The organism is Clostridium sp. UBA1056, from assembly GCA_002316385.1.
Taxonomy (GTDB): domain Bacteria; phylum Bacillota; class Clostridia; order Clostridiales; family Clostridiaceae; genus Clostridium_J.
On the sequence record DCDL01000024.1, the window covers coordinates 245,265 to 263,715 of the forward strand.

At 28.6% G+C, this 18,451-nt stretch carries 17 protein-coding genes; 9 read left to right on the forward strand and 8 right to left on the reverse strand.

Annotated features, from left to right (window positions below):
• The first annotated feature begins 577 nt into the window (after positions 1 to 577).
• Positions 578 to 793, forward strand: coding sequence for an IS3 family transposase (locus B3W71_RS08200; protein ID WP_346888455.1), 216 nt, complete (start codon positions 578 to 580; stop codon positions 791 to 793).
• 97 nt (positions 794 to 890) lie between these two features.
• On the opposite strand, the gene B3W71_RS08205 is transcribed toward B3W71_RS08200, so the two are convergent.
• Positions 891 to 1,097, reverse strand: coding sequence for a DUF378 domain-containing protein (locus B3W71_RS08205; protein ID WP_346888456.1), 207 nt, complete (start codon positions 1,095 to 1,097; stop codon positions 891 to 893).
• 213 nt (positions 1,098 to 1,310) lie between these two features.
• Here B3W71_RS08205 and purB point away from each other — a divergent pair, with 213 nt between their 5' ends.
• A complete protein-coding gene (gene purB, locus B3W71_RS08210) occupies positions 1,311 to 2,741 on the forward strand; it encodes an adenylosuccinate lyase (RefSeq protein WP_346888457.1) in 1,431 nt (476 codons plus the stop codon).
• Positions 2,742 to 2,887: 146 nt separating this feature from the next.
• On the opposite strand, the gene B3W71_RS08215 is transcribed toward purB, so the two are convergent.
• The gene (locus tag B3W71_RS08215; protein WP_346888458.1) at positions 2,888 to 3,070 is read right to left on the reverse strand and encodes a type II CAAX prenyl endopeptidase Rce1 family protein; all 183 of its coding nucleotides are present in this window, start codon (positions 3,068 to 3,070) and stop codon (positions 2,888 to 2,890) included.
• Between the two features lie 26 nt (positions 3,071 to 3,096).
• The gene (locus tag B3W71_RS08220) at positions 3,097 to 3,567 is read right to left on the reverse strand and encodes a hypothetical protein (RefSeq protein ID WP_346888459.1); all 471 of its coding nucleotides are present in this window, start codon (positions 3,565 to 3,567) and stop codon (positions 3,097 to 3,099) included.
• Positions 3,568 to 3,859: 292 nt separating this feature from the next.
• Here B3W71_RS08220 and B3W71_RS08225 point away from each other — a divergent pair, with 292 nt between their 5' ends.
• Complete coding sequence (locus tag B3W71_RS08225; protein WP_346888460.1) at positions 3,860 to 4,858, forward strand: tyrosine recombinase XerC; 999 nt, start codon at positions 3,860 to 3,862, stop codon at positions 4,856 to 4,858.
• 67 nt (positions 4,859 to 4,925) lie between these two features.
• Here B3W71_RS08225 and B3W71_RS08230 read toward each other — a convergent pair whose 3' ends face one another.
• The 3 genes from B3W71_RS08230 to B3W71_RS08240 all read right to left on the reverse strand — a co-directional run bounded on the left by B3W71_RS08230 (position 4,926) and on the right by B3W71_RS08240 (position 7,302).
• Entirely contained in the window at positions 4,926 to 6,188 is a 1,263-nt protein-coding gene (locus tag B3W71_RS08230) for an ATP-binding cassette domain-containing protein (protein WP_346888461.1), read from the reverse strand.
• Positions 6,179 to 6,442: an ATP-binding cassette domain-containing protein gene (locus B3W71_RS08235; protein ID WP_346888462.1), complete on the reverse strand. Its 264-nt coding sequence runs from the start codon at positions 6,440 to 6,442 to the stop codon at positions 6,179 to 6,181. Before B3W71_RS08235 ends, B3W71_RS08230 begins: the two co-directional genes overlap by 10 nt.
• A 440-nt stretch (positions 6,443 to 6,882) precedes the next feature.
• Entirely contained in the window at positions 6,883 to 7,302 is a 420-nt protein-coding gene (locus B3W71_RS08240; RefSeq protein ID WP_346888463.1) for a hypothetical protein, read from the reverse strand.
• 181 nt (positions 7,303 to 7,483) lie between these two features.
• On the opposite strand from B3W71_RS08240, the gene B3W71_RS08245 reads away from it, so the two are divergent.
• The 3 genes from B3W71_RS08245 (at position 7,484) to B3W71_RS08255 (ending at position 9,075) form a co-directional block, all read left to right on the forward strand.
• Complete coding sequence (locus B3W71_RS08245) at positions 7,484 to 7,975, forward strand: YajQ family cyclic di-GMP-binding protein (RefSeq protein ID WP_346888464.1); 492 nt, start codon at positions 7,484 to 7,486, stop codon at positions 7,973 to 7,975.
• Between the two features lie 212 nt (positions 7,976 to 8,187).
• On the forward strand, positions 8,188 to 8,436 hold the full coding sequence (locus tag B3W71_RS08250; RefSeq protein ID WP_035135880.1) for an AbrB/MazE/SpoVT family DNA-binding domain-containing protein: 249 nt from the start codon (positions 8,188 to 8,190) through the stop codon (positions 8,434 to 8,436).
• A 195-nt stretch (positions 8,437 to 8,631) separates the two neighbouring features.
• Entirely contained in the window at positions 8,632 to 9,075 is a 444-nt protein-coding gene (locus B3W71_RS08255; protein ID WP_346888465.1) for a MarR family transcriptional regulator, read from the forward strand.
• 128 nt (positions 9,076 to 9,203) lie between these two features.
• Here the strand turns inward: B3W71_RS08255 and B3W71_RS08260 are convergent, their stop codons facing one another.
• Both B3W71_RS08260 and B3W71_RS08265 read right to left on the reverse strand, forming a co-directional pair.
• Complete coding sequence (locus B3W71_RS08260; RefSeq protein ID WP_346888466.1) at positions 9,204 to 10,064, reverse strand: hypothetical protein; 861 nt, start codon at positions 10,062 to 10,064, stop codon at positions 9,204 to 9,206.
• Positions 10,065 to 10,445: 381 nt separating this feature from the next.
• Complete coding sequence (locus B3W71_RS08265; protein WP_346888467.1) at positions 10,446 to 15,014, reverse strand: hypothetical protein; 4,569 nt, start codon at positions 15,012 to 15,014, stop codon at positions 10,446 to 10,448.
• A 440-nt stretch (positions 15,015 to 15,454) separates the two neighbouring features.
• Between B3W71_RS08265 and rbr the strand changes: the two genes are divergently transcribed.
• From rbr to B3W71_RS08280, 3 genes are all read left to right on the forward strand, one after another.
• Complete coding sequence (gene rbr / locus B3W71_RS08270) at positions 15,455 to 15,994, forward strand: rubrerythrin (protein WP_346888468.1); 540 nt, start codon at positions 15,455 to 15,457, stop codon at positions 15,992 to 15,994.
• 456 nt (positions 15,995 to 16,450) lie between these two features.
• On the forward strand, positions 16,451 to 17,230 hold the full coding sequence (locus B3W71_RS08275; protein WP_346888469.1) for a CsxC family protein: 780 nt from the start codon (positions 16,451 to 16,453) through the stop codon (positions 17,228 to 17,230).
• A gap of 313 nt (positions 17,231 to 17,543) precedes the next feature.
• On the forward strand, positions 17,544 to 18,305 hold the full coding sequence (locus B3W71_RS08280; protein WP_346888470.1) for a CsxC family protein: 762 nt from the start codon (positions 17,544 to 17,546) through the stop codon (positions 18,303 to 18,305).
• Positions 18,306 to 18,451 lie beyond the last annotated feature (146 nt).

An 18,451-nucleotide genomic window follows, 5' to 3' on the forward strand; every position in this document is an offset into this window, starting at 1 on the left:
AGGAACAACTTTTTAAAATGTTTCATATTTAAAAAGTTTACTTTATGACTTTTTAAAATGCTTCATATATAATTAAGTATATTTGTTCAGCTTATAAGTCTATTTTACTGAAAAGCTCTATTATTTATAATACTGCATACTGCCTTTGTATGAAAATTTAAAAATTATAAAGATGAAGTTAGTATAGGAGTAAAAGGGGTCAGAATTACTAATATTGGGAAAGATTTAATGGTAATAGTTATTCCGTAGCTGTATTGATCATTATAATTACATGTCTTATATAGAGTTGCGAAGGTAAACTGTACCCTGGATATACTATGCCTCTGGTAAGTGTGCGTATCTATAAACTATCAAAGATGGCTGTACACGTCAAATACTACCTTATGTGTTAGGTGAATTACTTGAATTCCCCATTGTTATGGATACAATACATCTTTTGCTAGCTAATGAAGCCTATACTATGTCAATAGATGTTTATTTGCATTAAGATCAAGAATTCACTATACAAGCACTAAGTTTTTCAGAAATTGATAAAATCAAAAGGTTTAACTAAGCCAATATCTCTAAATGGTAATTGTTGGATAATGCTCCTCGGGAACTATTTTGGGGATATATGAATGATAAACTAAACCTAAATCAATGTGAAACATTTGAACAACTTAAGCCTGAAATTGATAAATATATAGAATACTATAATAATGAGGGATATCAATGGGATCTTATGAAAATGGCACCTAATAAATATTATATATATTTAACTACAGGCATATTCCACATTAAAAAAGCCACCTAGAATTTAAATTCCAGGTGGATAGCCTGTTTTATTGTGTACTTGACGAAGGGTATAGTTTACCCTTAATACTTTGTCCTACATTTTAATATTAAAACTTTTACTTTTTATTAAGACAATATAAGAATCTAATTAAATTTACACCTGCTAGACCTATTAATATATATATTGCTCTAGCTAGCATATCTGAAAAACCAAAGATGAAATGAATAAGATCAAAATTGCAGAGTCCAAATATACCCCAATTAATTGCGCCTATAATAACAAGTATAAATGATATTTTATCCAACAAACTGATTTTACACATAAAAACTTTCCCCCCACCTTAATTATATTATTATATGTTAACATCCATTAATATATTTTATGTTTAATATATATGACATACTTGGGGAAAATAGAACAGTAAAAATAACCTATTATTATAAATAACACGAATTTTAATTGGACGTTAGCTTATAAAGTATGTTATAATACTGAATGATATTAGATAAAAATTTATATTTGTACGGAGGTTGTTATGAGAGATACATATAATTCACCATTAAATACTAGATATGCATCTAAAGAAATGAGCTATATTTTTTCAGATGAGATGAAATTCAAGACCTGGAGAAAACTTTGGGTTGCATTAGCTGAAGGAGAACAAGAACTAGGATTAAATATAACTGATGAACAAATAAAAGAACTAAGAGATAATATTGAAAATATTAATTATGAATTAGCTGCCGCTAGGGAAAAAGAAGTTAGACATGATGTAATGAGCCATGTATATGCTTATGGAGTTGTGGCACCTTCAGCAAAGGGAATAATACATCTAGGAGCTACTAGCTGCTATGTTGGAGATAACACAGATTTGTTTATCATGAGAGATGCACTTATATTAATTAGAAAAAAAGTTATAAATGTACTAGATCAATTAAGTAAGTTTGCTTTAAAATATAAAGATCTTCCTACTCTCGGATTTACACATCTTCAGCCAGCCCAACTTACAACAGTAGGGAAGAGAGCTACTCTTTGGATGCAAGAGCTATTAATGGATTTAGAAAATCTTGATTTTGTAATTGATAAAATGAAATTTAGGGGAGTAAAGGGAACTACAGGAACTCAAGCTAGTTTTATGTCTTTATTTAATAATGATGAAGAAAAAGTAAAAAAATTAGATAAGATTGTATGCCAAAAGATGGGCTTTGAAAAAGCATATCCTGTTACCGGCCAAACTTACTCTAGAAAGTTGGATTCTATAATATTAAATACATTATCAGAAGTAGCTCAAAGTGCATATAAGTTTAGTAATGATATGAGAATTCTTCAAAATATGAAAGAAATGGAAGAACCTTTTGAAAAACATCAGATAGGATCTTCAGCTATGGCATATAAGAGAAATCCCATGAGAAGTGAAAGAATTAGTGCGCTTTCAAGATATATAATTGTGAATTCTCTTAATCCAGCAATTACTGCAGCAACTCAATGGTTTGAAAGAACCCTAGATGATTCAGCTAATAAGCGTATATCAGTTGCTGAAGCTTTCCTAGCCCTTGATGGAGTACTTAATTTATATATAAATATAACTTCTAATATGGTAGTATATGAAAAGGTAATAGCTGCCCATGTTAACAGCGAACTACCGTTTATGGCTACAGAAAATATTATGATGGAAGCTGTTAAACGTGGCGGTGATAGACAAGAACTTCATGAAAAAATAAGAGTTCATTCCTTAGCTGCTGCAAGACAAGTAAAAGAATTTGGAGAGAAGAATGATTTAATTGAAAGAATCCTAGCTGATGAATCTTTTGGATTATCAAGAGAAGAAATTTTATCTATTATAGCTCCAAGTAAGTTTACTGGAAGAGCTAGCGGTCAAGTAGTTGATTTTATAGATGAATATATTAAACCAGTACTAGATGCTCATAAAAATGAATTAGGTGAACAAGTAGAAATAAACGTATAATATAAACAGAGTTCTTAGCTTCTTCGAAGGTTAGAAATCGTTATCCAGGGACGTAGCAGCTCTTTACTCACACTTTGAAGAAGATGGGAGTATTAGAGCTGATAGTCATCGGATAAAAATAAGCTGGAATACAATTGTATTCCAGCTTATTTTATGATTCCAAATAGGATAAATCCTACTGTATTAATAGCTAAGTTAGCCGACATGTGAACTATCCAAGATACATAGATATTATTAAACCTTTCATTAAGGTAATTAAAAATTAATCCTGCTACAAATAGTGAAACTATAAGCAAAATGAACAGTAGGGGAGTAAACCAATTATTCATAATGGCCACATGATAAATAGCAAAGGCTAAAGCACTAAAAATATGTGTATGTTTCTAGAAGCAACTCCTTTTAGAGATAAAAAAGAAAATCCTCGAAAGAAGAATTCCTCTAAAAGAGAGTTAATAAATGTAATATATAATGCTACAAATAAAAAGTTAGTTTTATTTATTCCTATATTATTCTCTAAATTATTGGTAACCATAGAAAAATCAAAATACGGTCCTAAAATAAAATAAGCTCCTAAAATAAAAATATATATACCTATACCTAATATAAGTGCACAAAGTATACTTGTTTTATTGCCATTAAAAAGTGATTTAAAGGAAATTGATTTATTTTTTATACATACAATTAAAGGTAAGAGTAGAAAGGTGAACATTTTTATTAAGGATTTTATGAAATAACTAGGTGTAATTAAGATTTCTACTAGTGCCATGAGAATACAACCTAATATTACTACAGAGACAATAGATAGGGTAGCTTGTTTATTTTTCATTGAAAATCCTCCTTATGTATTTCTAGCATACAAGTTTATAATTTTATTATAATAATTTAATTCCTAAAATATATTATATCATATTGCTTTTATAAAATAAAAATAACATTATTTGAGCTATTAATACATTACGCAAAAGTATATATGGAGCTATTTTAGCAGGAGTACTATAAACTATAAATAATTTTTTGTTATTTTAAAGGATTTTTACCTTTCTTCATAGAATAATTAATGTCGTGAAATATAAGTTTCGCGACATTATCATGTAAAAACTAAAAGGGGGATGGATTTTATGAATTCTAAAATAAATTATATGCAAGATAATTCTCTACCTAAAATATTAAAAGATTATTTAAGTTATCTTTCTTCTGTTAAAGGTGTTTCTAATAACACTTTGGTTGCCTATGCCTACGATCTAACTTTATTCTTTAAATTTCTTAAAGTGCATAATAATGAAGTCACATTATCCCAAGATGTTATATTTGAAAATATTCCTATTGACAATATATCTTCTGATTACCTTAAGGATTTAGAATTGGTTGATTTTTATACTTATCTCTCCTTCTTAGAGAATATAAGAGAAAATGGGAATTATGCAAAAGCTAGAAAGATTGCATCCTTGAAGTCTTTTTTCCATTATTTATACTCAAAAGCTAAGCTTATATCTACTAATCCGACTTTAGACTTAGAAAGCCCTAAAATAGGAAAACGCTCCCCTATTTATTTAACTTTAGATGAAAGTAAAGACTTACTAGCTGTAGCTAATAATAGAGATAAGAATTCACCTAGAGATTTATGTATAATCACCTTATTTTTAAACTGTGGTTTACGATTATCAGAGCTTTGCAGTATTAACACAGCAAATATTAAGGGTGATACTCTTGCGGTTATTGGTAAAGGAGATAAAGAACGAACCATTTATCTCAATAAAGCTTCTATTAAATCCATAAATAAGTATCTTATAGTAAGAAATGAAATTGCGGATAAGGTTCATTGTGAAGATAAGGAAGCATTATTTATAAGTGGAAAGTATAGAAGGATCAATAAGAGAACAGTGGAAAGAATAATAAAAAAATATGTAGACGCAGCAGGTCTTGATACCGATAAATATACACCTCATAAGCTAAGGCATACCTCTGCAACTCTCCTTCATAAACATGGTGGTGTAGATGTTAAAACTCTTCAAGAAATACTAGGTCACGAAAACGTAAGTACTACTCAAATATATGTTCATGTAGATGATGAAACTTTGAGAGAAGCAGTTAAAGCTCATCCCTTGGGGGATGAATAAAATAACAAAGGATAATAGCTATAGATTTTATAGTTATTATCCTTTTTCCGATTAATCGTAGAGTCTATTATTTTTTATCTTCTATTTCAGATATACGTCTGCAAATAGTTAGAAACTCCTTTTCATATTCCTCTTTAATATTATCTTCTAATAGCTTATTATCTAATAGGCCACTTAGTTGAGAAAGCCTACATTGAAGAATTAATACTTCATCTTTATTTTCTTTTAATTTATCACCCTTAGATTTTACATTCTTGTAAGCAAAAAACTTTATTATTTCATCTTGATCTCCAACAAAATTAACTATTTTATTATCTTCTATTTTTAATACCCTATTACAAACAGTAGAAATCAAATACCTATCATGGGAGACTACTAAAACTGTACCAGTGAACTTTTTTAAAAGTAAACTTACTCTTTCTTTAGATAAAATATCCATATAATTAGTTGGTTCATCTAGAATTATTAAATCAGGATTTTCAAGAATTATTTTAGTGAATATAACTCTGCATTTTTCACCCATGCTTAAATTTCTAATTAAAGTATTCACCCTATCCCCCTTTATAAATACACTTCCTAAATATAGACGAATTATATTTTCAGATTCATTGGTAGATAGTAGATACTCCAATATAGTTTCATCTTCCTTAAGCACTTCTAGATATTGTGATAAGCTACTTATCTTCATATTTTTATTTAAGTAAATGTCACCAATAAAATCTTTATCAATACCTAAAAGTATATTTAACAAAGAGGTTTTTCCACTACCATTATCACCAATAATGCCAACTTTATCTCCACCAGTTATAGTAAAGTTTACATCTTTAAATAATAACTTTTTATCAAAGGACTTACTAAGATTTTCAACCCTTAGAGCTGTTTTAAAACTATTTTCATTATGCAGTTTAAGGTTAATTGATGGAGTATCCTTCAATCTTTTAACTTCATTCTCCTTTATTTTACTTAACTTTTTTTCCTTTGATCTCATTATAGAAACGTGCTTTTTACTTAAAGCTCTTAAATGATCATTAGTACCAGCCATCTTATGTGCTCTATTAAACCACTGTTTTCTTTCGCGAATATTTTCCTCTAAAGCTTTTATTTCCTGTTGTTGTTTATGATATAAGTTTTCATTTGTTATCTTTTCAAGATCTAATTGTTTTTCATAGGAAGAGTAATTACCTTTATAGATTTTTAGTCCTTCCTTACTTAAAATGAAGGTTTTATCTGTAACTTTATCTAAGAAAAATCTATCATGACTTATTATAATCATAGGTTTATTTATAGAATTAATAAGCTTTTCTAGCCATTGAACACCATTTAAATCCAAATGATTTGTGGGTTCATCTTACTATATAAATTTTCATCTATAACTCCAATAATAAGATTTGAAGGAATATAACTAATAAACCCTTCATCATAGGTTATATTCTGAGTAACTATTTTTTTCAAAGTACTCTTACCTATGCCATTTTCACCTACAAGGCCTATTTTAGAATTATCACTTATTTCAAAGCTTATATTTCTAAGAATTATACGTCCTTCAAAGGCTTTAGAAATATTTTTTACAATTATCCTACCCATTGTAACAACTCCTTTTAATAAGATTCATAAGAAGTAGCATTCCTATGAAGTCTGTTTATCAAAAGGCAATGATATTTACATTTAATTTTAATAAATAAAAAGGTTTTAATCACAATTAGCAATTAAAACCAAACTTATAACTCTATAATTGACTCATATAACATAAATAAAAGAATACAAAATTATTATAATAAAAGATATTAAAATTATAAATATAATATCTTTAGTCTGAAAAAACCATTGTTATATGATTAGAATTAAAAGAATAGATTACCATTGCCTAATTAATTGGATAACAAAAAAACTTTAAATATAGCTATATTTAATTTTTGTTTCGTTATGCCATATAAAATTAATTAAGAATAGTAATGTTCATCCTTTTGTACCTCCACAGTAAAATATTACAATATTATTATATCATATATTATTATTTTGTATAACTAGATTTTCTTATTTACTATATATAATCCTGGATATTCTTCATGAAGTAATCCTTCTTTATCTGTCTCATCCATAAGCTCATCCATACCTGCTATATCAGATATATACTCCCAATTTTCACCATCAAGAGCATCTATATATGGCACCTCTTCTTCTAATGATGAAATTTCTTCATCTACCTCAAAGTTATCGTCATTCTCAACTGTATCAAAATCACTAAAGGATTCAAGATCAATTTTAACCTCTTCATCTTTATTTTTTTCAAATACTTCATCTATTTTTATCGCTTTAACATCATATCCTTCAATCTCTAAACATTTACCACAATTATCGCAAATCTTGTCTCTATTATATTCACATACATCGCAATCACCACAATTGGTACACACTTTTTTTTCATCAAAAATACAGTATTTCATTATTATCACTTCCTACGTTATCTTTATTAAACCATTAAATCATTTTAACAAAACTAATAAAAAACTGCAACCCAAAAATAAACTTAAATTTTACAAAATATATATAGACATTTTTAAATATATAAATTATTATATATTTATATGTTTTTTACATATAAATTATTTTAAGGAGGTTCTTAGTATGGCAAGTTCATATTCCTTTGATGTGGTATCTGAAATTAATATGCAAGAAGTTGATAATGCTATTAATCAAGCCCTAAAGGAAATTAAACAGAGGTACGATTTTAAAGGTAGTAAAACAGAAATAAATTTACTGAAAGATGAAGTTAAAATCATATCCGATAATGAGTTCAAATTAGATACTGTAATCGATATACTTAAGGGAAAATTTATTAAAAGAGGTGTCTCTTCCAAAGCTCTTGAGATTGGTAAAATTGATTCCGGTTCCCTAGGAACAGCTAAAGTTACTTGTAAATTAATAAAAGGTGTATCCACTGAGAAAGCTAAGGCTATGGTGGCAGATATAAAGGCTAGCAAAATAAAAGTTCAGACTCAAATCATGGATGATCAATTAAGAATATCTGGAAAGAATAAAGATGACTTACAAGAAACGATGCAACTTCTAAAGTCTAAAGACTATGGTATAGATGTACAATTTACAAACTATAGGTAAATCAATTTATTTGTAAAATTTGACAAACCCAAAAAAGCTCTGTTAAAATTTAAAAGAATAAGTTATAATAGATATATATTAACTATTACTGTATAATTTAATTGGAATTGGATAATTTAATAATGTATACAAATTACAATAATAATATATAATAGTTATATACAATTTATACTTATGAAAAAATAAATAACAAACATTAGGAGGAAAATATTATGAAATCAACAGGTATAGTAAGAAAAGTAGACGAATTAGGGAGAATAGTAATTCCAATAGAATTAAGAAGAACTTTAGACATCGAGATAAAGGATGCTTTAGAAATTTATGTAGATAGAGATCAAATCATATTAAAGAAATATGAGCCAGCATGTTTATTCTGTGGTAATGCTAGAGATGTTAAAAACTATAAAGGTAAAAACATCTGTGAAGAATGTCTTGACAGTATTGCTAAAATGCAAGAATAGTAAGTTCTTACATAATTAATTTAATCTTAAAATAAAATATAAACCGTCTTGAGTTTTATAATCTCAAGACGGTATTTTTTATAGAATTTTTTCAACAAATTGTAATTAATTGACTATATCCAAAAAAAAGTATATAATAATTCAAGAGTATATAAGCACTCATTATTGCTTATACTATAATTTAGGAGTGATTTTTTGAAAATTTATGAAGATCAACAAATAGAAGGAATAGAGAAACTGTTAAGAAGAGTATGCTTTTATATAAAGAAAAAAGGAAGAACTATATTAGAAGATTATGATATTACACCTGCTCAATTTGAAGCATTGCAGATTATCATAAATAATAACGAAGTAACTATTAGCGAACTCAGTAATAAACTTTATCAAGCTCCAAGTACCATTACTGACTTAGTAGATAGAATGGAAAGCAAAGAGCTAGTTCAAAGAGTTAGGGATTCAAAAGATAGAAGAATAGTTCGAATAAAAGCTCTGGATAAGGGAAACAACATCCTGGGAGCAGTAATTATGGAAAGATGTAAGTTTCTTGATTATGCCCTAGAGGATGTGTCTAAGGAAGATAAGGATAATTTTACTGAATACTTAAACATACTAGAGCATGCTTATACAGATGAAAAATAACAAAAATGCTGAAGTCTAATTCAAAATTAGTAATACTTCAGCATTTTTATTTATATTTTCACAAATACTCTATAATGTTATTTCTATAGTTTAATTTGTTTTACCTTTTTGGCTATATATTATCCCCATTATTGATTGGTTATATCATCTCTCATTTTTAATAACAGTTGTTCCTTATCATCCATTAGTTTAGAAATTTTATCATCGTAAGTAGCTTTTATTGACCAAATCTCTTTTCTATACTCTTCCTCTTTTTGTAGTACTTCTCTTTGAATAGCAATTTTTATTTCATCATCATTTAGCTTCATCTGTCTCTCGAAATCTTTTGTCATTTTTATTATCTTATCTTCATAGGAGATTTTAACCTCCTTTAATTTACTCTCTAATATATCACTATGCTTCAATTCCTCATTTAATTTGCTTAAGCAACTATCTTTCTCTCTCTCCATAATTTTTAAATCCTCATTTATTTCCTGATTTATCCTTCTTAGATCTTCTGCCTCATTTTTATAGGAATTCAAATCACTAATTTTATCCTTCAGCATTAAATTTAGATCTTTATAGCCTTTGATATCTTCTCGTTCTTTTTCTAGTAAAGCTTTATATTCCTTTAGAGAATCTTTAAGCTGCTTATTTTCTGACTTTAAATCTTCTAGCTCTTTTTTTATATTACCCATATCCTCTTTTAATTTCTCGTTTTTATTAGATTCTTCTTCTAAAGTTCCTTTAAAGCTATTAACCATTTCTGAATTTTTAATTTTATTTTTTTCTACAACATTTATGTATATATCTAAAATTCTTTTTATTATACCCTGTAATTCATCTATATCACTTTTAATAAAGTCTGTATTGACTGCAGCTTTATTCACTTCATAGTTTCTTATTATGAGATCCATAAATTCCTTATTATTTATCCCCTCCCCCTCAGCTAGACTTTGAAATTTTTCTTTTAATTCATCACTTATTCTTACACTTAAAATTGAATCCATTAAATACACATCCTTAAAATTTATATAATTAAGCCTCAATTTAAGTATACATTATTCTACATATGTAAACAAGTTAATTTGTTATGTTTACACGATGTATACTTAATAGAAATAAAATAATTTTATGTTAATAGATTTTTACCATTCAATATAACCTTTATTATATTGAATGATGGTTATATTAGAATAATTGAATTATCAAAAAGAGGGAGTGGATAGAAGAACTATTAAAAATCGTGTATACATAGACAAGTTTTGAGATATAAAAAGAGGTACCAATATATCTTATATAATAAAAGAGTGTGTCTATTATTGTTTTGACACACTCTAATTTTATTCATTTGCTGAATTTTTCAATTTTTATTTTACAGTTGAAAAGTTTTAGTTCGTTATATTAAATCTTAACTTAACATTTACTTGATGCCCTTTTATGATTATAGGATTTCCTACTGAATTTACAGTGACCTTAGTACTTACAGTATAGCCTGGATTTGGAATCTCTACTTTATAATGTTTAGTTATTTCCTTCATTTTTCCATCTGCACTTCTATAGGATAATACTATTGAATATAACACATTAATTACAATGTTATACTTTTGGCTTGAAGGTGATATTGATCTAACTGTCGGAGTTACTTGCAATACTGTATCTACCAATGGGTCACAAGGTGATAAGTTTATAGGAACAAATGCATCATATTTTGATGAATTATTTGTTATTCTAGTACTTACAGTATTAGTATTTGTTGTCATAGAAAATCTACTGCCTACACGTCTATAAGTCACAGTAGCCATATTTTGAATACATGGTCTTCTATTAAATACAGAGTTAGAACTAATAGATCCAACTGTTACATCAAAGGCTACAACAATTGGTTCTAAGCTTCCAGCTGGTGGTACTGGCATATTTGGTATCTTCAAGTTCATCAAAGTATTAGCTGCTGCTCCTGGTACTGGAACTCCATTAATTTTTATTGTTGAAGGGTTTACAATTAAATTAGTGGGAACTATATCAGATAGAACTATTCCTGTAAGAGGCATATTTCCTGTGTTATTTAAAATAATTGTATAAGTCAAGATATCTCCTACCCTAGCACATTCACTCGAAACTGATTTAACTGCTGTTAAACAAGGACTTGGAATTATTATATCTGTGCTAACTCTATTAGTTTTTAATACTCCTATTACTTCTCCATCAAATCCATATGCTATCATAGCGTGATTACAAACTGTAAATGGTTTGCTTGTTTCTTGACAATACATAGATGAAGAATTTAAATACCTTTTTATATCTTTTATCACTGCATCAAAGGTTATTGTTAGAGTAGTCATAGTCTGAACTCCAGTAGGTGCTAAAAGATCTGGTAGTGATAATTTGTGAATATCAACTTTTTCTTGAAGTGGTGGTGCTCCATTAATCCTTACACTTCCTGGAACTACTTCTAATCTCTCATCCAATTTATCAGCTAATATAATGTTGGTAATTTTTACATTTCCTCTATTAGCAATAATAATTGTATAACGAAGAGTATCTTTAATCATTGCCCGACATAGATTCACTGATTTAGCTACTGATATATAAGGAGCACTAATAGTTGTAGTAACAACATTAGAAGCTGCTGTTCTAGTCTCATGTTCAGCACCAACTAAATAGGTTGCTGTAGTTTGATTTGTAGCTACTGTTCCTACACCAGTTACCTTGGCTGAAAAAGTTACAGTATTAGAAGACTTTGGAGTAGTTACTGGTAATGATGGAAGAGATAAATTATTTAAAGTTATTTCAATAGGCTTTAGTACTCCATTAACATATATTGAACCTGGAATTAAAGTCAAATTACTGTCTAATAAATCATTAAGCACTATATTATTTAATGGTTGTAAAGAATTATTAGTAAGAACTACAGTATAGGTTAGTATTGTTCCTAGGGATGCAGATTTGGAGCATACAGTCTTGGTCATTCCTAAAAGATCTGCATTTACTTTGGCTATAGTTGAACTCTTAGTAGTTGGTGATATTTGGCCGGTGTAATTATAGGTTATCGGTGTCGCTTCATTGAGGATGCCAATTCCATTACTTAAAACTTTAGCGCTAAATTTTACTGTTATTGACGATCCAATATTTAAAGGTGGTAAGGTCATATTATTTAGGTTATTTCCTATCACTGGCACAATAGTATTTCCTACAAAAACTGAATTTGCTTCAACGGCTAAGTTGTCATTTAATATCTCCGTTAAAGTTCCTCCATTATTAAAGGCTACATTACCAGTGTTAGTTATTGTTATTCTATAGTTAACAGTATCACCTTGATTTGCTGTAGTACTAGCTACATAATTACCAGATTCATTAGTTCTAACTTCTTTTACTGCTATAAAATCAGGATTTTTTGATGGGTGATTAACTGTTATTATGGCTGGTGATGGTGTCTTATTTATAGGTGGCTGTGGTCCAGCAGGATTATAGGATATACTTGCAGTATTGGATATTATAGGTCCTAATCCTGTGATTGTTGCATCAAATAATATAACTGTTGTACCTGGATTTTGCGGTCCACCCACAGGTAGTGATGGTAAAGCTATATTAACTAAATCATTGCCAGTGGCTGTTCTAGGTAATCCGTTTACAGTTATAGAGTTACTAACTATAGTTAAATTACTATCTAAGATATCATTTAGTGTTCCACCTGTAAATGCGATTCCACATGTATTAGTTATAGTTATTCTACAATTAACAATATCATCTTCATTTGCCATTTTATCAGATGCGTAGTCACCTTGTTTATTTATTTTAAATTCTTTAACAACTGAATAATCTGCTGTTGGTTGAACATTAACTATAACTGCATTTGAATCTTTGGTTAATAAAGCTAGGCTAGTTTCAACTCCTTTATAGGATATTGTATCAATATCACTTATAGAGTTTTTCTTACTTGTAATTACAACATTAAATTTAATTATAGTTGTAGATGGATTTAATGTTGTACCTATAGGTAATTCCCCTAAAGGTATATTTGTTAATCCGTCTCCTGCAACTACAATACTTTCTTCGTTAACTGTAACTGAGTTTTCATCTAATTTTAAACCATCACTTAGGAATTTGTTAAACGATCCGTCTGTAAGTGTTACATTTCCAGTATTAGTTACTGATAATATAAAGTTTATAGTATCTCCAACTATAGCAGAAATGTTATCACTTGGAACACCTAAACCATTTACTGTGGCTTCTTTAGTTACAGTAAAATTAGCATTTGGCTCTATTAAATTAATAATAGCTGTATTTGATATTTTTGATATGATTCCAGTAGTAGTATTATAAGTCAAATCTGTTGTACTAGGTTGTGATATTATTTCTACTGGTAGCGATGATAATGCTAAATTACTTAAATCTCTTGGTATTGTTGTTGGGGTAGTACTATTTGTTCTTATAGAAGATGGTGTTGATACTAGACCCGCTGGTGGTGTATCAGAGAGTGTTCCAGAATTTAATTCAATATTTCCTGTATTAGGTATGTTAATCCTATAATTAACTACATCGCCGACTTCTGCTTCTGTTGTAGTAGAGTAGGTTCCTATATCATTTACTCTCGCTTCTTGCACAACAGTAAAGGATGGACCAGTTGCTGGGACTACTAAGGTACTTTGCCTTAGTTCAATCTGTCTATCTGGATTTCCTGGTTCAATTACATCTGTATAAGTCACTTTCGCTTCATTAGTAACTTTATTTGGATTACCTATTATAGTTCCTTCAAAGATTATTTCTGTTGGATGTACTCCTGAAAGTTGCACCGGTATTTCTGGTAGTGCTAAATTATCTACTCCAAGGTAGGCTCCTTGCTTTAGTGCCAATCCATTAATTCTTATAGAACTTAAATCTACATTTATATTAGGATCTACTAAATTATTTAATCTTGTCCCACGCACAGGCATATTTCCACTATTTGTAATTGAAATCGTATATCTTAATCTATCTCCTGGATTTGCTAAACTTTTATCTACCTCATGAGTAACATATATAGACATAATTGGTGATTCACTTGTGGGAATTTTTAACATCTTTGGAACGGCTTCTGCACTTACTTGTGTTGATGGTGTGATTGTAGTATCTTCATAGGATACTGTAGCTTCATTAACTATATTGCCATCTAAAGGAATTCCAATTACTCTTCCACTAAAAGTTACTACTGTAGGATTTGTATCAACAGTTCCCATCTCACTACTTTCTTCAGCTGGAATATCAGTCAATTGTAAATTACTCATATCTGTGATTACTTCTGGCATCTCACCATTAATCTTTACTGTAGACAAATCTACTTTAAAGTTAGAATCAAAAATATTGTGCAAAACAGCTCCTTTAATTAAAGCAGTTCCTATATTTCTTATATTTATAGAATATTCTATAATATCTCCTAAATTAAATTGTGATTTATTTGTTTCTTGTGCTACATCTAAAAGCATAACTTTAGCTGTAGCTATTACCTCATTAGAAATAATCTCTTCTGAAATCTCTTCTCCTGGCGTTAACTCAAAATAATATTTAGCTGTAGCTGTATTTAAAAATTCATAAGGTGAAGTTTTAAAAACTGTATCTACATTAGCTTCAAAACGTACAGTTATAAATTCATCCTTTGAAAGTGTATTTGTTATAGTTATTCCTGATTGGATATCTTCGCTTGAAGGATCATTTCCTATCTTTAAAGTTCCTGGATTTATACTCAATCCTACTGGCAAAGTATCTTTCAATTCTATTTTAGTTATATCTATATCACTAATGTTTTTTATAGTAATTTCATATGGGATTGTATCATTTTCAACTACAAGTACATTATCAGAATCGGGTGTTTTTTTCAGTGTTATTTTAGCATCATTTGTATCATCTGCAGATATATCTTTCATCCTATTTTTGTTTATACCTTTTGCATCATCATTTGTTTTTGCATCTACATGAATATGCATAAAATCACTCCTTATTATATCTAATATTTGTACTCTAAAGTTAATTAATATGGATTCATTAGTTATCAAGAAAACTACGTTCTTTAATTTTATTTTAGATAACTATAATCTCATTTTGTAATATAACCTTCTCCTCTTTTGATTCTTTAAACTCTCTTTAGTTTTTCTTTAATAGCTAATTAAATAGCTTCTTTATATAATATGAAAATTTTATTAAGGTTGTACCATATAACTTTTAATTTTTTCAATTCTGATACTCATTAACTCTATTATTTCTAAATAAATATTTATGTACACAAGTGTAAATATTTCCATATAAATATTTACATTATATTTGTTATATGGTAAACTATATTTAAATTGTTAGATAATAATTATTATTAAATAATAAGTTACTTTAAATGGTAATATTATTAAAAAGAAGAAAGCGGGGAATAATGATGGGAAACTTAAAAGGAACTAAAACGGAGGCTAATTTAGCAGCAGCATTCGCAGGAGAATCTCAAGCTAGAAATAAATATACTTTTTATGCTTCAAAGGCTAAAAAAGAAGGCTATGAACAAATTGCTGCTCTTTTCACTGAAACTGCAAATAATGAGAAAGAACATGCAAAAATATGGTTCAAGCTTCTTCATGATGGCATAGGTGATACTATGGAAAATCTTAAAGATGCAGCTTCTGGTGAAAACTATGAATGGACAGACATGTATGCTAAATTTGCAAAAGAAGCTAAAGAAGAAGGTTTTGACAAAATTGCTTACTTATTTGAAGCTGTAGGTAAAATTGAAAAAGAGCATGAAGAAAGATACTTAGCTCTACTAGCAAATATTGAAGAAGGAAAAGTTTTTGAAAAAGAAGAAAACGTAGTATGGCAATGTGCTAACTGTGGATTCATCTATGAAGGAGAAAAAGCACCTAAGGCATGTCCAGTATGTGCACATCCTCAAAGCTACTTCCAACTATTAGCTAAAAATTATTAATACTATAAAAGTGCATATTCACTTGAAAAATTTCACAGTGAATAAAAAATAAATTACTAGGCTATTTTTAGATACTCTAAAATTTCTTCAACAGGCTTACAACTTGTTGCAGCATCATAAATCCAAATAAAAAAACTAATCTTATTAAATGATATATTGCAGACCTAAAGCTTACTAAGAGAGGTTTTGGGTCTGTTTTTAAGAGAAAAGTTATCTCTATCAGCATGTCCTCGACAATACTTAATATTAGTGTTGTCGAGGAGTTTTTGCCTTATAAGGTAAATAGATATAGCTTGATAATTGTAAGCACATTTATTATATAGAAGAAATTTTTTATTCATATAGGAACAAAAATTAAAAATTCATATATGAACAAAAATTAAAAATTCGTATATTATGTAGTATAAGGTTTCACTAACCATATTTTCATTAGATAAAAATGGAGGAAATGTTATTATGAATGATAATAAAATGAATATAAATAATAATAGATGTCCAGCAGCTCCTTGTGCAGCTGTTACTTCTGTACCACAATCACTAACTGAACAAATTCCTGTAACTCCTGTTGTTATTGCACCTGGACCTGCAGTTGTTAAGATTCCAGTTGTATTAGCAGAAGTAAATATAACCATTCCTGTTGAAGCTGTTATTACATTAGACCAACCAGCTATGGAAATTAAACGAATTAGAAAGAATGTATTTTTAACTCAATCCCGTATTATTCCATTTTCTCAAGATGATGAATTTAATACTGGAATACTATTTATAGCAGGTTTTATAAGAAAGAATATTGAGTTTGCAACTCAAACTTGTACGACAGCTGGAACTCCAAATTTTTGTGGAGATATAAGACAGTGTACAGTTGAAGTACCTTTTAATTTCACAACAAGAATTACTTTCCGTAGACCACCGATTTTTGTTGAAAATACCACTCCAAGTGAATTAGAATTCTTTACAGATAAACTTCAAGGTTGCGATGTTTGTGCAGATCCAGTAATTGGACGTAATCCTTGTGATCAGAGTCTTTTCTTTAGAGAATTCTTTAATGAAAAACCTTTTACTGAATTAGTAAGAGCAGATATTGCTGAAGTTGATATTCATACAAATCCAACCTTCAGTTGCACAGTTCCTACAGAACAAAGGTTTACTGAAATTACAGAAAAAGCAGTAGTAAATTTAACACTAAAAGTATTACAAAAACAACAAGTAGAAGTTATGGCAATAGGAACTTGCTAGGAATTGAATTTAAAAATTACTCTTATTAAATGATATATTGCAGACCTAAAGCTTACTAAGACAGGCTTTAGGTCTGTTTTTAAGAGAAAAGTTATCTATACCAAGCATATCCTCGACAATACTTAATATAAGTGTTGTCGAGGAGTTTTTGCCTTATAAGATAAATAGATATAACTTGATAATCGTAACCATATTTATTAGCTAGAATAATTTTTTTATTCATGGATGAACAAAAAGTAAAAATTTGTATATGATGTAGTATAAGGTTTCTCTAACCATATTTTAATTAGATAAAAATGGGGTAAATGTTATTATGAATGATAATAAAATAAATACAAATAATAATACATGTGTAACAAATCATTGTGCAACTGTTACTACTCTACCACAATCACTAACTGAACAAACTCCTGTAACTCCTATTGCTATTAAATCTGAACCTGTATTTGTTAAGATTCCAGTTGTATTAGCAGAAGTAAACATAACCATTCCTGTTGAATCTACTATAACATTAGACCAACCAGTTATGGAAATTAAACAAATTAAAAAGAATGTATTTTTAACTCAATCTCGTATTATTCCATCTTCTCAAGATAATAGACCTAGTAATGGAATACTATTTATAAAAGGTTTTATAAGAGAGAATATTGAGTATGCAACCAAAACTTGTAGTATAATTGGAATCCCAAATGTTTGTGGAGATACAAGACAGTGTACAGTAGAAGTTCCTTTTAATTTCACAACAAGAATTGCTTTCGTTAGACCACTGATTTTTGTTGAAAATACCACTCCAAGTGAATTAGAATTTTTTACAGCTAAACTTCAAGGTTGCGATGCTTGTTCAGATCCAGTAATTGGACATAATCCTTGCGATCAGATTTTTTTCTCTACAGAATTCTTTAATGAAAAACCTTTTACTGAATTAGTAAGGGCAGATATTGCTGAAGTTGATATTCACACAAATCCAACTTTAAGTTGCACAGTTCCTACAGAGCAAATGTTTACTCAACTTACAGAAAAAGTATTAGTAAATTTAACACTAAAAGTATTACAAGAACAACAGGTAAAATTATAGCACTATAATTTTAAATAATATAAATCTAAAAATTTACTATTTTTTGATAATATAAAACAGACCTAAAACTTACTAAGAGAGGTTTTGGGTCTGTTTTTAAGAAGAGATAAATATTCATTAATTTATATTGCATATTGATTTAAAAT

What these genes read in the sequence shown, in the direction of transcription:
- B3W71_RS08265 (WP_346888467.1), bottom strand. Translation starts at nt 15,014, where the DNA reads ATGCATATTCATGTAGATGCAAAAACAAATGATGATGCAAAAGGTATA.
- B3W71_RS08250 (WP_035135880.1), top strand. Translation starts at nt 8,188, where the DNA reads ATGAAATCAACAGGTATAGTAAGAAAAGTAGACGAATTAGGGAGAATA.
- B3W71_RS08235 (WP_346888462.1), bottom strand. Translation starts at nt 6,442, where the DNA reads ATGGGTAGGATAATTGTAAAAAATATTTCTAAAGCCTTTGAAGGACGT.
- B3W71_RS08205 (WP_346888456.1), bottom strand. Translation starts at nt 1,097, where the DNA reads ATGTGTAAAATCAGTTTGTTGGATAAAATATCATTTATACTTGTTATT.
- B3W71_RS08225 (WP_346888460.1), top strand. Translation starts at nt 3,860, where the DNA reads ATGAATTCTAAAATAAATTATATGCAAGATAATTCTCTACCTAAAATA.
- B3W71_RS08275 (WP_346888469.1), top strand. Translation starts at nt 16,451, where the DNA reads ATGAATGATAATAAAATGAATATAAATAATAATAGATGTCCAGCAGCT.
- B3W71_RS08240 (WP_346888463.1), bottom strand. Translation starts at nt 7,302, where the DNA reads ATGAAATACTGTATTTTTGATGAAAAAAAAGTGTGTACCAATTGTGGT.
- B3W71_RS08245 (WP_346888464.1), top strand. Translation starts at nt 7,484, where the DNA reads ATGGCAAGTTCATATTCCTTTGATGTGGTATCTGAAATTAATATGCAA.
- rbr (WP_346888468.1), top strand. Translation starts at nt 15,455, where the DNA reads ATGGGAAACTTAAAAGGAACTAAAACGGAGGCTAATTTAGCAGCAGCA.
- B3W71_RS08220 (WP_346888459.1), bottom strand. Translation starts at nt 3,567, where the DNA reads ATGAAAAATAAACAAGCTACCCTATCTATTGTCTCTGTAGTAATATTA.
- B3W71_RS08280 (WP_346888470.1), top strand. Translation starts at nt 17,544, where the DNA reads ATGAATGATAATAAAATAAATACAAATAATAATACATGTGTAACAAAT.
- B3W71_RS08260 (WP_346888466.1), bottom strand. Translation starts at nt 10,064, where the DNA reads ATGGATTCAATTTTAAGTGTAAGAATAAGTGATGAATTAAAAGAAAAA.
- B3W71_RS08215 (WP_346888458.1), bottom strand. Translation starts at nt 3,070, where the DNA reads ATGAATAATTGGTTTACTCCCCTACTGTTCATTTTGCTTATAGTTTCA.
- purB (WP_346888457.1), top strand. Translation starts at nt 1,311, where the DNA reads ATGAGAGATACATATAATTCACCATTAAATACTAGATATGCATCTAAA.